The 16,347-nt window shown below is 71.9% G+C and carries 12 protein-coding genes and 1 pseudogene; 6 read left to right on the top strand and 7 right to left on the bottom strand.

The window, feature by feature from the left end; genetic code table 11:
- Positions 1-23 precede the first annotated feature (23 nt).
- Positions 24-1,190 (bottom strand): PP2C family protein-serine/threonine phosphatase, encoded by a 1,167-nt coding sequence (locus tag IE109_RS20020; protein ID WP_189552295.1) that lies wholly within the window; start codon positions 1,188-1,190, stop codon positions 24-26.
- Positions 1,191-1,296: 106 nt separating this feature from the next.
- Between IE109_RS20020 and IE109_RS20015 the strand changes: the two genes are divergently transcribed.
- Positions 1,297-1,968 carry a MarR family winged helix-turn-helix transcriptional regulator gene (locus tag IE109_RS20015; RefSeq protein WP_189552294.1) on the top strand — a complete coding sequence of 224 codons (672 nt, stop codon included), beginning with the start codon at positions 1,297-1,299 and terminating at the stop codon, positions 1,966-1,968.
- Here the strand turns inward: IE109_RS20015 and IE109_RS20010 are convergent.
- A complete protein-coding gene (locus tag IE109_RS20010; protein WP_189552293.1) occupies positions 1,874-2,224 on the bottom strand; it encodes a PRC-barrel domain containing protein in 351 nt (116 codons plus the stop codon). The two genes, IE109_RS20015 and IE109_RS20010, sit on opposite strands and share 95 nt — an antisense overlap.
- 465 nt (positions 2,225-2,689) lie before the next feature.
- Here IE109_RS20010 and IE109_RS20005 point away from each other — a divergent pair.
- The 3 genes and pseudogenes from IE109_RS20005 to IE109_RS19995 form a co-directional block, all read left to right on the top strand.
- Positions 2,690-7,159: pseudogene (locus tag IE109_RS20005) on the top strand (HAMP domain-containing protein); the annotation flags it as partial.
- A gap of 80 nt (positions 7,160-7,239) precedes the next feature.
- Positions 7,240-9,831 carry a GAF domain-containing SpoIIE family protein phosphatase gene (locus tag IE109_RS20000; protein ID WP_189552291.1) on the top strand — a complete coding sequence of 864 codons (2,592 nt, stop codon included), beginning with the start codon at positions 7,240-7,242 and terminating at the stop codon, positions 9,829-9,831.
- A gap of 237 nt (positions 9,832-10,068) precedes the next feature.
- Positions 10,069-10,641, top strand: a complete 573-nt coding sequence (locus IE109_RS19995; protein ID WP_189552290.1) for a MarR family winged helix-turn-helix transcriptional regulator — start codon at positions 10,069-10,071, stop codon at positions 10,639-10,641.
- Between the two features lie 69 nt (positions 10,642-10,710).
- Here IE109_RS19995 and IE109_RS19990 read toward each other — a convergent pair whose 3' ends face one another.
- From IE109_RS19990 to IE109_RS19970, 5 genes are all read right to left on the bottom strand, one after another.
- On the bottom strand, positions 10,711-11,676 hold the full coding sequence (locus tag IE109_RS19990; RefSeq protein ID WP_189552289.1) for a YihY/virulence factor BrkB family protein: 966 nt from the start codon (positions 11,674-11,676) through the stop codon (positions 10,711-10,713).
- 74 nt (positions 11,677-11,750) lie between these two features.
- Positions 11,751-12,599, bottom strand: coding sequence for an RNA polymerase sigma factor SigF (locus IE109_RS19985; protein ID WP_189552288.1), 849 nt, complete (start codon positions 12,597-12,599; stop codon positions 11,751-11,753).
- Positions 12,600-12,719: 120 nt separating this feature from the next.
- On the bottom strand, positions 12,720-13,928 hold the full coding sequence (locus IE109_RS19980; protein ID WP_189552287.1) for a phospholipase D-like domain-containing protein: 1,209 nt from the start codon (positions 13,926-13,928) through the stop codon (positions 12,720-12,722).
- A 122-nt stretch (positions 13,929-14,050) separates the two neighbouring features.
- Positions 14,051-14,398, bottom strand: a complete 348-nt coding sequence (locus IE109_RS19975; RefSeq protein ID WP_189552286.1) for an STAS domain-containing protein — start codon at positions 14,396-14,398, stop codon at positions 14,051-14,053.
- Between the two features lie 87 nt (positions 14,399-14,485).
- Positions 14,486-14,971 carry an ATP-binding protein gene (locus tag IE109_RS19970; protein ID WP_229891284.1) on the bottom strand — a complete coding sequence of 162 codons (486 nt, stop codon included), beginning with the start codon at positions 14,969-14,971 and terminating at the stop codon, positions 14,486-14,488.
- A 245-nt stretch (positions 14,972-15,216) separates the two neighbouring features.
- Here IE109_RS19970 and IE109_RS19965 point away from each other — a divergent pair, with 245 nt between their 5' ends.
- Both IE109_RS19965 and IE109_RS19960 read left to right on the top strand, forming a co-directional pair.
- Positions 15,217-15,729 (top strand): NUDIX hydrolase, encoded by a 513-nt coding sequence (locus tag IE109_RS19965; RefSeq protein WP_189552285.1) that lies wholly within the window; start codon positions 15,217-15,219, stop codon positions 15,727-15,729.
- A 237-nt stretch (positions 15,730-15,966) separates the two neighbouring features.
- A complete protein-coding gene (locus IE109_RS19960; RefSeq protein ID WP_229891282.1) occupies positions 15,967-16,323 on the top strand; it encodes an NUDIX hydrolase in 357 nt (118 codons plus the stop codon).
- The last annotated feature ends 24 nt before the right edge of the window (positions 16,324-16,347 follow it).

The raw sequence follows: 16,347 nt of genomic DNA, 5'->3' as shown, positions 1-16,347 counted from the left end.
CGCCCCCGCGGCGGCCGTCGGCCCTACCGGCGGCCGCGCCAGTCGAGGCAGACGACCAGGGCGTCGTCGTCGGCGTCCTCGGTCCCGCGGTGGCCGGCCAGCTCCCGCAGCACCGCGCGCGGAACCTGCGAGGGCGGCAGCAGGCGGGTGGCGGTCATCGCCCGCATCAGGGCCTTCTCGCCATAGCGTTCACCGGCCGGCGAGGCGACGTCGTACACGCCGTCACTGAGGAAGAACAGACGGTCGCCCGGCTCCACGCTGAAGCGCTGCGCCGAGTACATGGTGTCCTCGAACATGCCGAGCGGAAGCTGGGCCTCGAACGGGATGGGCTCCGCCTTTCCCTGGCGCAGGCGCCACATTCTCGGCGAACCGGCGTCCACCACCTCGACCTCGCCGGTCACGAGATCGAACCGCAGGAGGAGCACCGCCAGGTGGGACACCCCGTGGTAGTGGCCGTGGACGGCCTGGTCCGCGAGACAGGCCTGGTCGGCGAGCGACAGGCCCGCTCGGCGGGCGTTGCGCAGCGCGTTGATCGCCAGGTTGGTCAGGAGGGCCGCTTCGACCCCCTCGCCCATGCCGTTGGTGACGGTCAGGGTGAGGTGGTCGGCGGAGGCGGACCAGTCGTAGTTGTCGCCGTGGATCGCGTACGCCGGTTCGAGCTGCGCCCCGATCTCGTATTCGGGACGCGAGGAGGAGGAGCCGGGGAGCAGCTGCCACTGCATCTCGGCGGCGAGGGTCAGCCGGCCCGTCCGGCGGGCCTGGAGGTAGAGGTCGGTCTCGCGCTCGGCGAGGACGATCTCGCGGCCGAGGAGCTGGGCGACGCCCTGGAGCTCCTCCTCGGCCCGGGGCGTGCACCGGCCAGCGGGCAGGCGGACCGTGAGGACGCCGACGCGGTCGCCCCGCACGCTGACCGGGAAGTGCGCGATGACATCGCCGTCCGGGGCGTTCTTCTCCACGTGGGGCTGCTGGGACCCGAAGGCCCGCCCCGGAGCGCTGCCGTGCACCGGGAGGGGCTCGGTGGTGTACGGGAGGGCGCTGACCGGCTGGAGCGTGGTCATCGCGTAGTCGGCCATGAGCAGGTCGACGGAGACGGCCGTGTAGTGGGTGGCGAGCACGTCCCTCACCGCCTCGAGGAGGGCGTGGGGCGGGGCGTCGCGCACTGCGCGCTCCACGGCCGCGAATCTTTCCATCGTTCGCTCACCACCTGTTCGGGAAGAGAAGTCGCGGAGAAGGAAGCGACGGCCTCTTGGGTCTCCGCCACTGACAAGGCCATGGTCAAGTGTCACAGTTGGCGCCATGCGTTTCGACACTTCCGCGGGCGGCGACCGGAATACCGCCACGCGCCCCGCCCGCGAGGTGACGGAACTGCTCGAGGTGCTCTGGAACAGGGGCCGCGACCTGACGTCGCCGGCCCCGGTGTCCTCCTCGCAGCTGCGCGTGCTGTACGTCCTGGACCGTGACGAGCCGATCAACCTGCGCACGCTCGGGGACGTCCTGGGGTCGGCGCCGTCCTCCGTGAGCCGGATGTGCGACCGCCTCGACGCGCTCGGGTACATCGAGCGCTCCCCCGGCAGTGCCAGCCGCAGGGAGGTGGAACTGCGACTCTCCGCACGCGGCCGTTCCCATCTGGACGACCTGCGGGCGCGGCGCGAGGCGGCGCTCCTCGATGTCGTCGACGCCATGGCCCCGGCGGTACGCGCCGCGCTCACCGCGGGCCTCGGCGGCTTCCGCCGCGCCGTGGAGGACCTCGGGGGGCCCGGCGGTCCCGTCGCGGTCGCCGGGGATCCCGGTGACGTCGGAGGCGACGGTGACGACGAAGGCGTCGGAGACGGCGGGGACAGCGGCGGTGTGTCGAGCGCGGCGGCGGGATGCGTCAGATGGCGGGACCCCCGTAGTAGCCGGCGATCAGCCGGTGGAACTCCGGGTCTCCCGGGTGCTTGTCCGGGTCGAACTCGGGAGCGTTCCTGATCTCCTCCCGGGTGCGGTCCACGCGGATCGTGTACGACTCCAGGTCGATCTCCGTCACGGTGCCGGCCGGCAGCAGCACGCGCTTGCCGAGGATCCACGGTCCGGTGTCCACCACGAGGTAGGCGGCGCCGACCTCGTCGGAGTGCTCGTCCACCTTGCCGATGCCGCCGTCCGTCGCCTCGACGCCGTAGCCGACGAGCTGGGCGTCATCAATCCGGCTGACGACGGACGGGTACTCCCACAGATTTCCGGCCATGAGGTTTCCTCGGTCCGACCCCCGCGGGGGGCCTGGTCAGTAGAGTTGTGCTTCCTGGCCGCGCTTCTTCCCCGGCGAGGGGCGCTCATTCACGGGGTGTCCCGGCACGGGGTGTTCCCGCAGGGCGGCCGGCCGGGCACGGGGGGTCCGCGCGGTCGGCGCCCGAATCGGCCATGGCCGGCGAGAAGGGCGACACGGGGTCCGATTGCCCTGCTGATGCCGCGTGAGTTAGCCTGCGGCGTATTTGTCGTACGGCAATGGTTAAGTGTCGAAAGAGTGGCATGGGGCCACCCGGGCATCCGGGCGTGCGTCTGTTCGGTCTTTTCGTCGCGCATCTTGAGCGGAACGAGGTTGGTCATGGCTGAGACTGCGGTCGAAGGTTCCCGTGCCGTACCGCGGTCGCGGTCGTCTCGCGGGAGCGGCAAGGTGGGCGAGTCCGAGCTGCGTCAGTTGCTGGCCGGTCTCACGGCGGTACGGGACGGCGATTTCGGTACCAGGCTCCCCGACGAGGAAGACGGGCTGATCGGCGAGATCGCCACCGTCTTCAACGGCATGGTCGACCAGCTGTCGCTGTTCACCTCCGAGGTGACCCGCGTCGCCAGGGAGGTCGGCACCGAGGGCACCCTGGGCGGACAGGCCGTGGTCCCGGGGGTGTCCGGCACGTGGGCGGACCTCACCGACTCGGTGAACGCCATGGCCGGCAACCTGACCACCCAGGTCCGCGACATCGCGCAGGTCGCGACCGCGGTGGCCAAGGGCGACCTGTCGCAGAAGATCGACGTGGACGCCCGGGGCGAGATCCTGGAGCTGAAGGACACCGTCAACACGATGGTCGACCAGCTCTCCGCGTTCGCCGACGAGGTCACCCGCGTCGCCCGCGAGGTCGGCAGCGAGGGCCGGCTGGGGGGCCAGGCCGAGGTGCCGGGGGTCGGTGGCGTCTGGCGCGACCTGACCGACTCGGTGAACTTCATGGCCGGCAACCTCACCGACCAGGTCCGCAATATCGCGCAGGTCACGACCGCCGTGGCGCAGGGCGACCTCTCCCAGAAGATCACCGTCAACGCGCGCGGCGAGATCCTCGAGCTGAAGAACACCATCAACACGATGGTCGACCAGCTGTCCTCGTTCGCCGACGAGGTGACCCGTATGGCACGGGAAGTGGGCACCGAGGGAATCCTCGGTGGCCAGGCCGACGTCAAGGGGGTCTCCGGCACCTGGCGGGACCTGACCGACTCGGTGAACTTCATGGCCGGGAACCTCACGGCCCAGGTGCGTTCGATCGCCCAGGTCGCCACGGCCGTGGCCAAGGGTGACCTCTCGCAGAAGATCACGGTCACGGCCCGGGGCGAGATCCTGGAGCTGAAGAACACCATCAACACGATGGTCGACCAGCTCTCCGCCTTCGCGGACGAGGTCACCCGCGTCGCCCGCGAGGTCGGCACCGAGGGCCGGCTGGGCGGTCAGGCCGACGTCAAGGGCGTCTCGGGTACGTGGAAGGACCTCACGGAGTCCGTCAACGTGATGGCCGACAACCTGACGGCCCAGGTGAGGTCCATCGCCGAGGTGACCACCGCCGTCGCCCAGGGCGATCTGTCGCAGAAGATCCGGGTCGACGCCCGGGGCGAGATCCTGGAGCTGAAGGAGACCATCAACACGATGGTCGACCAGCTCTCCGCCTTCGCCGACGAGGTCACCCGCGTCGCCCGCGAGGTCGGCACCGAGGGCAACCTCGGCGGGCAGGCGACCGTCCGGGGCGTGTCCGGCACCTGGAAGGACCTGACCGACAACGTCAACGTGATGGCGTCCAACCTGACGGGTCAGGTGCGCTCCATCGCCCAGGTGGCCACCGCGGTGGCCCGGGGTGACCTCTCGCAGAAGATCACCGTCGAGGCGAAGGGCGAGGTCGCCGCGCTCGCCGGCGTGATCAACACCATGGTCGACACCCTGTCCGCGTTCGCCGACGAGGTCACCCGGGTGGCCCGTGAGGTGGGTACGGAGGGCATGCTCGGCGGCCAGGCGCGGGTCCCCAACGTGGCCGGCACCTGGAAGGACCTGACCGACAACGTCAACTCGATGGCGAACAACCTGACGAACCAGGTGCGCAACATCGCCCTCGTCACCACCGCCGTCGCCAACGGCGACCTGTCGAAGAAGATCGACGTCGACGCCCGGGGCGAGATCCTGGAGCTGAAGACGACCATCAACACGATGGTCGACCAGCTCTCCGCCTTCGCCGCCGAGGTGACGCGTGTGGCACGTGAGGTGGGCAGTGAGGGCCGCCTGGGCGGGCAGGCGGAGGTCGAGGGCGTCTCGGGCACGTGGAAGCGCCTGACCGAGAACGTCAACGAACTCGCCGGCAACCTCACCCGGCAGGTGCGCGCCATCGCCGAGGTCGCGAGCGCGGTGGCCGAGGGCGACCTGACCCGCTCCATCACCGTCGACGCCTCCGGCGAGGTCGCCGAGCTCAAGGACAACATCAACTCCATGGTGGAGTCCCTGCGCGAGACCACCCTGGCCAACCAGGAACAGGACTGGCTGAAGTCCAACCTGGCCCGCATCTCCAGCCTGATGCAGGGCCACCGCGACCTCGCCGTCGTCGCGGAGCTGGTGATGGACGAGCTGACCCCCCTGGTGTCGGCGCAGTACGGCGCCTTCTACCTGGCCGAGGAGAGCAGGGGCGACACCGAGCTGACGCTGGTCGGCTCCTACGGCCGTCCCGCCGACTTCATCGACCACGCCCGCTTCAAGCTGGGCGAGTCGCTGGTCGGACAGGCGGCGCGCAGCCGTCGGACGATCGCCGTCGAGCAGCTGCCCGACGACTACGTGAGCATCTCCTCCGGCCTCGGCGAGTCCACGCCGGCCAGCCTGATCGTGCTCCCGATCGTCGTCGAGGACCAGGTCCTCGGCGTGATCGAACTGGCCTCGTTCACCTCGTTCACCGCCGTGCACCGGGACTTCCTGGAGCAGTTGATGGAGACGCTGGGCGTCAACGTCAACACCATCGTCGCCAACGCCCGTACCGACGAGCTGCTCGACGAGTCCCAGCGGCTGACGGCGGAGCTCCAGGCCCGTTCCGAGGAGCTCCAGGTGCAGCAGGACGAGCTGCAGCGCTCCAACGCGGAGCTGGAGGAGAAGGCCGCGCTGCTGGCGGCCCAGAACCGCGACATCGAGACGAAGAACCTGGAGATCGAGCAGGCGCGGCAGGAACTGGAGACGCGCGCGCAGCAGTTGTCGCTCGCCTCCAAGTACAAGTCGGAGTTCCTGGCCAACATGAGCCACGAGCTGCGCACCCCGCTGAACAGCCTGCTCATCCTCGCCCAGCTGCTGGCGCAGAACCCCACCCGCAACCTCACGCCGAAGCAGGTCGAGTACGCGGGCATCATCCACTCCGCCGGATCCGACCTGCTCCAGCTCATCAACGACATCCTGGACCTGTCCAAGGTCGAGGCCGGCAAGATGGACATCAACCCCGAGGTGGTGGCGCTCCAGCAGCTCCTCGACTACGTCGAGGCCACCTTCCGGCCGATGACCACGCAGAAGAACCTCGACTTCACCATCAGCACCGCTCCGGGTGTGGCCACCGACCTGCTGACGGACGACTCGCGGCTGCGGCAGGTGCTGCGCAACCTGCTGTCCAACGCGGTGAAGTTCACCGAACGGGGCAGCGTCGAACTGCGCATCGAGATGGCCGGGGAGAACGAGCTGCCGCCTTCGGTGCAGCGGGGCTGGCCGGTGGTGGCCTTCCGGGTCAAGGACACCGGCATCGGGATCCCCGAGCAGCACCTGGAGGCGATCTTCGGCGCCTTCCAGCAGGCCGACGGCACCACCAGCCGCAAGTACGGGGGCACCGGCCTCGGGCTCTCCATCAGCCGGGAGATCGCCCACCTGCTCGGCGGCGCCGTCACCGCGGAGAGCGCGCAGGGCAGCGGCAGCACGTTCACCCTGTACCTGCCGGTGACGCGGGCCGACTGGGAGGTCGGCACCGTGGCGGTCGGCCCGTCGCGCACCGCGCTGGACCACGCCCTCGACCCGTCCCTGAGCAGCCCGGCGCCCCGCCCCGCGCCGGCGCCGCGGCAGAAGCGGCGGCTGCTGGTCGTCGAGGAGCGCAGCAGAGGCCTGCTGTCGCTGGTCGCCGAGAGCGCGGTGGCCGACCTGTCAGGCAGCGGCGACCTCCCCAAGCGCACGGCGGACATCGAGGTCATCACGGCGGTGGGCGCCCAGGAGGCGGCCGAGAGTCTGGCCGCCGGACCGTTCCACTGCGTCGTCCTGGAGCTCGACATGCCCAAGGACGCGGCGATGCAGTTCCTGGACGCCATGGACGGGGACGCGGCGGTGACGACCGTCCCGGTCCTGGCGCACAACAGCAGGCGCCTGGAGCGGGCGCAGGAGGAGAAGCTGCAGTCCCGGTCGACCACCCGGCCGCTGGAGCTGATCTCCAGCCTGGACGAGCTGCGCGAGCGGATCGCCCTGCACCTGTCGGCGGAGGAGCCCGGGGACGTGCTGCCGCTGGTACGTGCCGAGGAGACGCGCCAGCAGTCCTCCCGGCCCGTCGACGGCACCCTCTCCGGGCGTACCGTGCTGGTGGTGGACGACGACGCCCGGAACCTGTACGCGATCAGCGGCATCCTCGAACTGCACGGCATCGAGGTCCTGCACGCCGAGGACGGACGCAAGGGCATCGAGGCGCTGCGTGAGCACCCCGAGATCGACCTCATCCTGATGGATGTGATGATGCCCGAGATGGACGGTTACGCCGCGACCGCCGCGATCAGGGAGGACCCGGCCCACGCCCAGCTGCCCATCATCGCGGTGACGGCGAAGGCGATGCCGGGCGACCGGGAGAAGAGCCTGGCGTCGGGAGCGAGCGACTACGTCACCAAGCCGGTGGACGCCAACGACCTCATCGCCTGCATCGGGCGCTGGCTTCCGGCGTGAGGCCCGCCCGCGGGCCCGTCCGGCCCGCGGCACCTCCCGCATCCCCGCCGTCCGCCTCCGACCGAGGAGTCAGCACCACCATGAGCACTCCTGAGCACCCCGGGCAGCCCGCCCACGAGGGTGGGGCGCCGCCGTCCGGCCGGCCGGACGCGTCCGGGGTCCACCTGCCCGTCCGGTCCGGCGGCGTGCCGGACACGGACCAGGTGACCGAGGCCGTCCCGTCCTCCGCGGTCATCCCCTCCGGCCGGGAGCCGGCACACGACGCCCTGCTCCCGGCGGAGGTCGCCGGCGACGTGGTGGCGGTCCCTCCCGCGCGGGAGACCACCGGGGTCGGCAGACTGGCCGCGACGGTGGAGCGGCTGCGCAGCGAGATCCGGGCCGCGCAGGCGGCGGCGGACGGACGCGCCCTGATCGAGCTGGCCAAGGGTGTCCTGATCGAGCGGCTCCGGTGCGGTCCCACGGTGGCCGCCCAGCAGCTGGCGGCGCTCGCCGAGGAGTCGGGGGTCTCGCGGCTGGAGCTGGCGGCGGACATCGTCAACCAGGCTGCGCGGGATCACGTCACCGAGATCGCCACCGGATTCGTCCGGCGGACCAGCGGCGGGGCGAGCACCGCGGAGGACGACGACGCGGACGCCGCCTCGGTGGGCGTGCGCCTGCGCACGGCCGAGAGCGGCGCGCTGGCGGCGGACGACACCCAGGCGGTCGCCGAGTCCCTGCTCGACCACGCCCTGACCCCCCTGGGGGCCGTCGCGGTGGCCGTGTGGACAGCGGGTTCCGACGCCTCGCTGACCCTGGCGGGGCACGCCGGCTTCCCGGCGGACGAGGCCGTCCGCTGGCGCTACGTACCACCGGGCGTGTCCACCCTGGCCCGCCAGGCGCTGAGCGAGCGGCAGGCCGTACACGCCTCCACGCAGTCCGCGCTGGGGCTGCCCTCCATCGGCTGGACCCAGAACCCGGGCGGCGGACGCGTCGCCGTCCCGGCGGGCACCGGGGGCCGCGTGCACGGCATCCTGGAGATCTGCTGGCCCGGCCGCCTGGAGCCGCAGCCGCCGCAGATCGAGCGGCAGATCGAGGCCCTGGCCGAGCTGTGCGCCCACACCCTCGAGGGCCGGCCCGGCGCCGCGCTCTCCCCCGCGGCGGACACCTGGGCGACCACGCAGGACTTGTCCGAACTGGTCGACCTGGCCGAGGGCCTGTACGACCCGGCGCTGGTCCTGACCCCCTTCCTGGGGCCCGACGGCCGGCTCGGCGACTTCCGCATCCACCACGTCAACAGCCACTTCGTCGATCCGGCCGGCCGGCCGCGGAGTGCCGTGAACGGGGCGCTGCTGCTCGAGGCATACCCCATGGCCCTGGGCGGCAGTGGGCTGTTCGAGAAGATCGAGCGCGTGTACGCGACCGGTGAGCCGTTCCGCGCCCGGCGGATGACGCTGACCGCCCTGGTCGACCAGGTGCCGCTGGACGCCGTGGCCGACATCAGCGCCAGCCGGCACGGCAGCAGCGTGCTGCTCATCTGGCGCGTCGAGGACGACGCGGCGCGGCTGGCGAGCCTCCTCCAGCACGCCCAGCGCCTCGGCAGGATCGGTGGCTTCGAGGAGACCGTCGCCACCGGCCAGATCGTGTGGAACGACCAGCTGTTCGACCTGTACGGCCGTCCCCGCAGCGCGCGGCCGGTGCCCCTCGAAGAGCTGGCGGCGCACGCCCACCCGGACGACGCCGTGGCCATCGGGCGCTTCCTGCGGTCGGTGCTGCACCACCGGCGGGCGGCGTCGGCGGCCTTCCGGCTGCAGCGCCCGGACGGCGTGACCCGCCACATCCGGGTGATCGCCGAGCCGGTCCTGGACGCCGACCAGAGACTGCTGGCGGTGCGCGGCGCCTACCAGGACATCTCCGCGCAGCACTGGACCGAGGTGGCGCTGGCGGCGACGCGCGATCAGCTCGCGCAGACCGAGCAGCAGGCCGCCGAACGCAACCGGCTGACCCTTCAGTTGCAGCACGCCATCATGCCGCCCACCCAGGCGCCGCTGGACAGCCCGGGGCTGCAGATCGCCGTGCGGTACCGGCCGGCGGAGTCGGAGTCCATGGTCGGCGGTGACTGGTACGACGCCGTCGTCCTCCCCTCCAAGCAGGTCATGCTGTGCGTGGGGGACGTGGCCGGGCACGGCATAGAGGCCGCCACGAGCATGGTGGTGCTGCGCAACGCGATGCGCGGTCTCGCCATCACCGGCGCCGGACCCGCCCAGTTGCTGTCCTGGCTGAACCTGGTGGCCCACTACCTCACCGAGCCCGTCACCGCGACGGCCGTGTGCGGTCTGTACGACCCGCACAAGGGCACCCTGCGCTGGGCGAGGGCGGGTCACCTGCCGCCCGTGCTCATCCGGGGACAGAAGGCGACCACGCTGCGCACGGTCAGCGGTATCCTGCTGGGCGCGGTGTCGGAGACCTCCTACGAGGAGGAGGAGCTGGAGATGGCTCCCGGCGACACCCTGCTGATGTACACGGACGGTCTGGTGGAACGCCGGGACGAGTCGGTCCAGGACTCCCTGGCCCAGCTGCTCACCAACGCGCGTATACCGACGACCACGCTCGAGCAGCGGCTCGACGGTCTGCTCACGCACAGCAAGTCGGACACCGACGACGACACCTGTCTCATCGGTATCCGGGTGGTGTGACCCGCCGCCGCGCGGCCGTCCGGTCCGTGTCCGGCCGGTGACGTCACGGCCTGTCCGTCCCCGGCCGGGCACGGACACGACCGGACGGACCGGACGGACCGCCGGGAGCTCCGCGCCGCGACCGGGGCGTCCGCGCGGGCATGGGGCTTAGGCTGGCCCGGTGCCCGTGGCGTCCCCGGCCGCCGGCGGGGACTTCGCAGGTACGAGGTTGTTGATCGGCAGTATCGAGGAGGGCCCATGTCTCAGCGCCGGACAAGGCCGTTGCAGGGTCTCACCCTGGGCAACACGCACTTCGACACTCCCACGGACGACGACCGGGACGCCGCCGCGCACGCCGCGCGGGAGGTCATCGAGCTGCTCGAGGTGCTCTGGAACAAGGGCCGCGACATGACCTCGCCGGCTCCGGTGTCCTCCTCGCAGCTCCGGGTGCTCTACATCCTGGACCGCGACGAACCGATCAACCTGCGGACCCTCGGGGAGGTCCTGGGCTCGGCACCGCCCTCCGTCAGCCGGATGTGCGACCGCCTCGACGCCCTCGGGTACATCGAGCGCTCCCCCAGCAGCGCCAGCCGCAGGGAGGTGGAGCTGCGGCTGTCCAGCCGTGGCCGCAAGCACCTCATGGACCTGCGGGCCCGGCGCGAGGCCGCACTCCTCGACGTCATCGACGCGATGCCCCCGGCGCTGCGCGCCGCCCTCACCGCGGGCCTCAGCGGCTTCCGCCACGCCATCGAGCCGAGCGGGACGGCGCGGGAGCCGGGCGGGGACGGACCGGCGTCGACCGACGCCGCCGACACCGCCGACACCGCCTGAGGCGTGCCACCGGCGGGCGTCCGGCCGCGCCCCGTCGTGTCTCCGCCCCGTCGCGACCGCCCCGTCGGCTCAGCGGCCGGGTCCGGGGTCGGGGTGGACGGGTTCCGTGGCGCCCGCCCGGGCCGCTTCGAGCTGCGCGGCGAACGCGATGCCGAGGAACAGCGCGGCGCCGGTCACGTTCGCCCACAGCAGCAGGGCGACGAACGCGCTCAGCGGGCCGTAGACGGCACCGAACGATCCGCTCTCGTTGATGTAGAGGGCCAACAGGCCCGTCGCGCCCACCCACAGGGTCAGATGCACACCCGATCCGAAGATGAGCCAGGTGTACCCCGGCTGGACGCGTCGGGGCGCCCACCGGAAGATGACGGCCGAGGCCAGCGCGGCGAGGACGATCCCGGCCGGCAGGTGGAGCCAGCCCCACCAGGTGAGCAGGGACCGCGGCCAGTGCAGTGCCTGGACCACGGCCTGGCCGATCTCCTCCCCGGCGACGATGGCGAGGAACCCGCCGCCGAGCGGGAGGCCGGCGCCCAGGGCGAGGAGGGCGCCCCTGGCGTACTTCACGGCGAACGGGCGGTCGCGCTCGATGCCGTAGATGCGGTTGCAGCCGCGTTCGATCTGGCCCATCGCCGACGCGAGGTTGACGATCGCGAAGCCCAGGCCGAGCCACATGGCCAGGGCGCCGGCCGCGTCGCCGCCGGCGCTGCGCCGGGTGTCGGCGAGCACCTGGCGCACCACGTCCCCGCTGAGGCCGGGCACGATCTGGGACAGGGCGGACTCGATGGCCCGCCCGAAGCCCTCGGTGTGCATGGTCGTCGTGATGCCGACGAGGGCGATGGTGAACGGCACGATGCCGAGCACCACCTGGTAGCCGAGGCTCCGGGCGAAGCTGAACCCGTCCGCGTAGCGGAAGCGGGTGAAGGAGTCGGTGACCAGTTTGCGGCCGCCGTAGCGCCGCAGGGCGGCGAAGGCCTCGTCACCCGACAGCTCTTCGCCGAGCATGTCCCTGGTCTGTGGTACGTGTACGGCGGTTCCCATGGCACCCTTCCGCCGGTCTCCGCCACGACGGGCGGGCCGGCGCGGGCCGTGTGGGCCGGCCCGCGAGGTCCGGCTCAGTCGGTGGCGAGCATTCCCTCACGGAGCCGGCCGAGCATGCGGTTCAGCAGGCGCGAGACGTGCATCTGGGAGACGCCGAGCTGTTCGCCGATCTCCGCCTGGGTGAGCTCCTCGACGAAGCGCAGGTGCAGGATGCGGCGGTCACGGTCGTCGAGCCGGCCGATGAGCGGGGCCAGGGACTGGAAGTTCTCCACCAGTTCCATGCCCGGGTCCTCCGCGCCGATGAAGTCGGCCAGCGCCGTGTCATCGTCGTCGGCGTTGGTGATCGCCGCGTCGAGGGAGGTGGAGTTGTAGCCGTTGGAGGCCAGCCGGGCCTCGATGACCTCGTCCTCGGAGAGGCTCATCAGGGCGGCCAGTTCGCCGACCTTGGGGGCGCGGCCGAGCCGGGTGCTGAGTTCCTCGGTCGCCTTCGCCAGTTCGACGCGCGCCTCCTGGAGGCGTCGCGGCACGTGCACGGCCCACGAGGTGTCGCGGAAGAACCGCTTGATCTCGCCGACGATGTACGGCACGGCGAAGGTGGGGAACTCGACCTCCCGGGAGAGCTCGAACCGGTCGATCGCCTTGATCAGCCCGATCATGCCCACCTGGACGATGTCTTCCATCTGGTCGCCACGGCCGCGGAACCTGCCGGCGGCGTAGCGGACCAGCGACATGTTCATCTCGATGAGGGTGTTGCGGGCGTACTGGTGCTCCGGCGTGCCCTCCTCGAGGACGGCCAGCTTGTCGAAGAACAATCTGGACAGGGCACGCGCGTCCTTGGGTGCGAGACTCTCCGGCGCGTCCACCTCCGGCAGCTCCGTGACACCGGCTCGGGTCTCCGCTCCCATGGCCACAGCAGTCGTCATCGCCCTGTCCCCTCCCACGTACACACGTCTCATTGATCATCTGGCAAGCCAGTGATCAGCGCTTACCCCGTTCCACGCATCTCATTCCCCATATTTTTCCGGCCGGTCCGGGCGGGGTTCTCACAGGAAGCGGCGGATGGGGCTGACCGCCGCCTCCAGGGCGCGGTGGAGCAGGGAGCGCTTGCTCCAGCGGCTGAGGGTGAGGGGCGTGCTGACGGCGAGGTCCTCGTCGAAGTCCTGGTCGAGGGTGGCGGTGAACGTCTCGTCGAGCACGGCGAGCATCACCTCTTCGTCGTGGTCCATGGAGCGCCGGTTGAAGTTGGTGGACCCGATGAGGGACGCCACCTCGTCGACGGTGATGATCTTGGCGTGCATCATGGTGGGCCGGTACTGGCGGATGTCGACGCCGGCCGCGAGCAGGGCGCTGTAGTGGCGCTGCCCGGCCAGCTGGCTGGCCCGCTGGTCGGTGTACTCGCCGGGCAGCAGGATCTGCACGGTGACGCCGCGCCGGGCGGTGGCGCAGAGCAGGTCGACGAAGTACTGGTCGGGGGCGAAGTAGGCGGTGGCCAACCGGAAGCGCTTCTGCGCGGAGGTGAGCATGACGCGGATGAGTGTCTGCATGTCCTGCCAGCCGATGCTGGCGGAGCCCCGGACCACCTGCACGACCGCGCTGCCGTGCTGGGAGTGCTCGGTGAAGCGGTCGCGGGAGTCGTACAGCTCCGTGTGGCACTCCGCCCAGTTCTGGGCGAAGGCGGCGGCCACGCCGTCGACGGCCGGGCCGCGCACCTGGACGTGGGTGTCCCGCCACTCGCGGGGGTTGCGGGCGTCCCCGCACCATTCCTCGGCGATGCCGACGCCGCCGGTGAAGGCGGTGTGCTCGTCGATGATCAGGGCCTTGCGGTGGCAGCGGTGGTTCTGCTTGAGCGGGGAGAGCCACAGGGGCTTGCGGAACCAGGCCACGTGCACACCGGCGGCGTTCATGTCGTCGAGCAGGCCGCTCTCGATCCGGCGGGCGCCGAAGCCGTCGAGCAGCAGCCGTACGCGCACGCCTGCCCGGGCCCGGTCGGCGAGCGCCGCGGCGAATTCGCGGGCTATGTCCCCCCGCCAGTAGACGAAGGTCATCATGTCGATGGTGTGCTCCGCGCCGCGGATGGCCCGCAGCATCGCGGGGAAGATCTCGTCGCCGTTGCGCAGGCGGACCAGCTCGTTGCCCTCGGTGGCCGCGGCGCCGATCAGTCGTTCCAGGCGGCGGCGCAGTCGTTGCTTCTGCTCCTGGACGCCCACCGGTGCGTCCGGGACGACGGTTCTTACGGGGTCACTGACGCTCATTGACGGCTCCACGGGCTCTTGGGTCCTCCGGCCGCCCTGGGGGCCGGCCGCGGACCCGGGTCGGTACGGACGAAGCTCCGCATTCCCTGCCGCGGTTGTTCCACGCAGGTCTGCCGCTCCGGTCAGGCCGCCAGCGCCTCGCCGACCGTGGCGTACAGGGGGATGGCCTCGCCGAGACCGACGAGCTCGATGACTCTGAGCACCGACGGCTGGGGGTTCGCCAACCGCACCCAGCCGCCCTGGGCGCGGGAGGCCCGCTGGGCGAGCAGGAAGGCGTTGACGCCGGAGGAGTCCATGAACGTCATGCCGGACAGGTCCAGCAGCAGGCAGTGCACGCCCTGATCACGCAGCGATCCGATCGCGTTCCCCAGAAGGGCCACCCCGTCGTAGTCCAGTTCGCCACCGATGGTGACGACCCCGACGCCGACCGGACGCACCTCGACGCGCACCCGCAGCCCGGACTGCTCCATTTCCCGCTTCCTCCTCGCTCCTGCGCTCGGTACCCGCGCGGGGGTACCCGGTCCCGCACTCCCCACCGTCCGACGACGCGACCGGTGTCAGTCCACCGCGAGGCGCGCCCGCACACGTTTCCCCGAAGGTATCGGCTCCACGTGCACGCTCCGGCACAGGGCGAGGACGATCTCGAGCCCGTGCTGTCCCACCCTGGCCGGGTCCTGCGCGTGGGCCACGGGGATCACCTCGTCCGCGTCGGACACGGCGATCTCCAGTGTCCCGGCGGTGAGGTGGAGGTCGACCCGGCAGGGACCCGCGGCGTGCCTGACGACATTGGTGACCAGCTCGCTGACCACCAGTCTGGCGTCCTCGACGGTCCGCGGGCGTATGCCCCGGCGCCGGTGCACCTCCGCCAGCAGGAAGGCAGCGGTGAAGTCCCTCGCCGATCCGATGGCGTCGTGGAGGTCGGTGTAGGTCTTCGAGGCGGAATACCCGGGGGCGGCCACGGGCGGGCGCTGCCGTCCCGGGGTCCGGTCCACCGTCCGGTCCGGTCTCTCGGCCTCCAGGGAAGCCGTGCCGTCGCCACTCATCCGAACTCCCCCCTCCTTCGCTCCGGTTCTCCTCCCGCTGCCTTTCCCCCGTATCAATATCCCGAATCCGCACGGCGACACCGGCACGCGGGGTCACCGGGACGGCGCCCGGGACGGATCCGCGCGCACCGGGTGTCAGGCCGTCCCGGAGGGGCCGTTACCGAGGGGACCGTGGCGCGGTTGACGGAGTACCAGTGCCATCGATGGCCGTGCCGCCCGAGCGGCCGGCGGAAGACGGTGATGCCATGCGCGAGGACCGGCGCCCCGGGCGGGCAGGGGCCGCGCCCCCGACCCGGACTTCCCACCTCGTGGGCGGTCACCTCTACGCGGAGCGGGACGGGACCGTGCTGCTCGGTTTGCGCGGCCCGGCCGTGGCGTTCGGCGCGGAGGAGTGGCACGTGCCCGCCGGCCATGTCGAGCAGGAGTCGGCGCGCGCCTGCGTGGTGCGGGAAGCCGGTGAGGAGACCGGTCTGGTCGTCGCCGAGGAGGACCTCACGCTCGTCCACACGGTGCACCTCCTCCAGGCACCGGGCGCCGTCCCGCGCGTCCAGCTGTTCTTCCGCGCCGTCCGGTGGCGCGGCGAGCCCCGGCTGCTGGAGCCGGACCGGTGCACCGCCTGGCGGTGGTGGCCGCTCCACGCCCTGCCCGAGGCGACGGTGCCCTACACCCGGGCCGCGATCGACGGCATCGCCCGCGGTCGCGCGTACACCGAACTCGGCTGGGTCCACCGCCCGTCGGGCCGGGGAGGGAGACGATGACCAACCGGCCGGCGACACCGCCGCCGCACGTTCCGCCGCCGGGTCCGGGGCCGGTGCCGGGGCAGCCGGGCGCCCACGGTCGCCGCCGCTTCACCGCGCCCCCGTCGACGTCCACCTCGTCCTGCGGCGTCCCGGCGCCGTTGGCGACGAGGTGCTGCTGTCCCGCCGCGCCGGCCCGGTGTACGCCTCCGGGCTGCTCCACCTGCCTAGGGACACCTCGACGGGCCCCACGAGGACGTGGTCGACGCCGTGATCCGCGAGAGCCTGGAGGAGACCGGCGTGCGCATCGACCGGGCCGCCGTGCGCGCGGCCGTGACGGTCCATCACCGGGCCCCGGGCGGTGACACCCGCGTCGGTTTCTTCCTCGAGGCCGTGATCCGCGAACCGCATCTGTGCGGCGGGATGGATCGGTTCCCGCTCGCCGCGCTGCCGGACGACATGGCGGCGTACCGCCGGGCGGGGCCCGACGCGTACCGCCGGGGCGCCCCCGTGGCGGTCCACTTCCAGCACCCCGGCGACCCCGTCGCCCATGGCCCCGGAGCCGGCCGTCTCCACATCGTCCCGTCGGGGCCGGGCGGGGCGCCGGGCGGGTGACGGGACGCCGTCGGGGAGGTCCCG

Source organism: Streptomyces lavendofoliae, assembly GCF_014649735.1.
GTDB lineage: Bacteria > Actinomycetota > Actinomycetes > Streptomycetales > Streptomycetaceae > Streptomyces > Streptomyces lavendofoliae.
The sequence above is the reverse complement of the archived record's forward strand: the minus strand, read 5'-3'. Positions and strand labels throughout refer to the sequence as shown.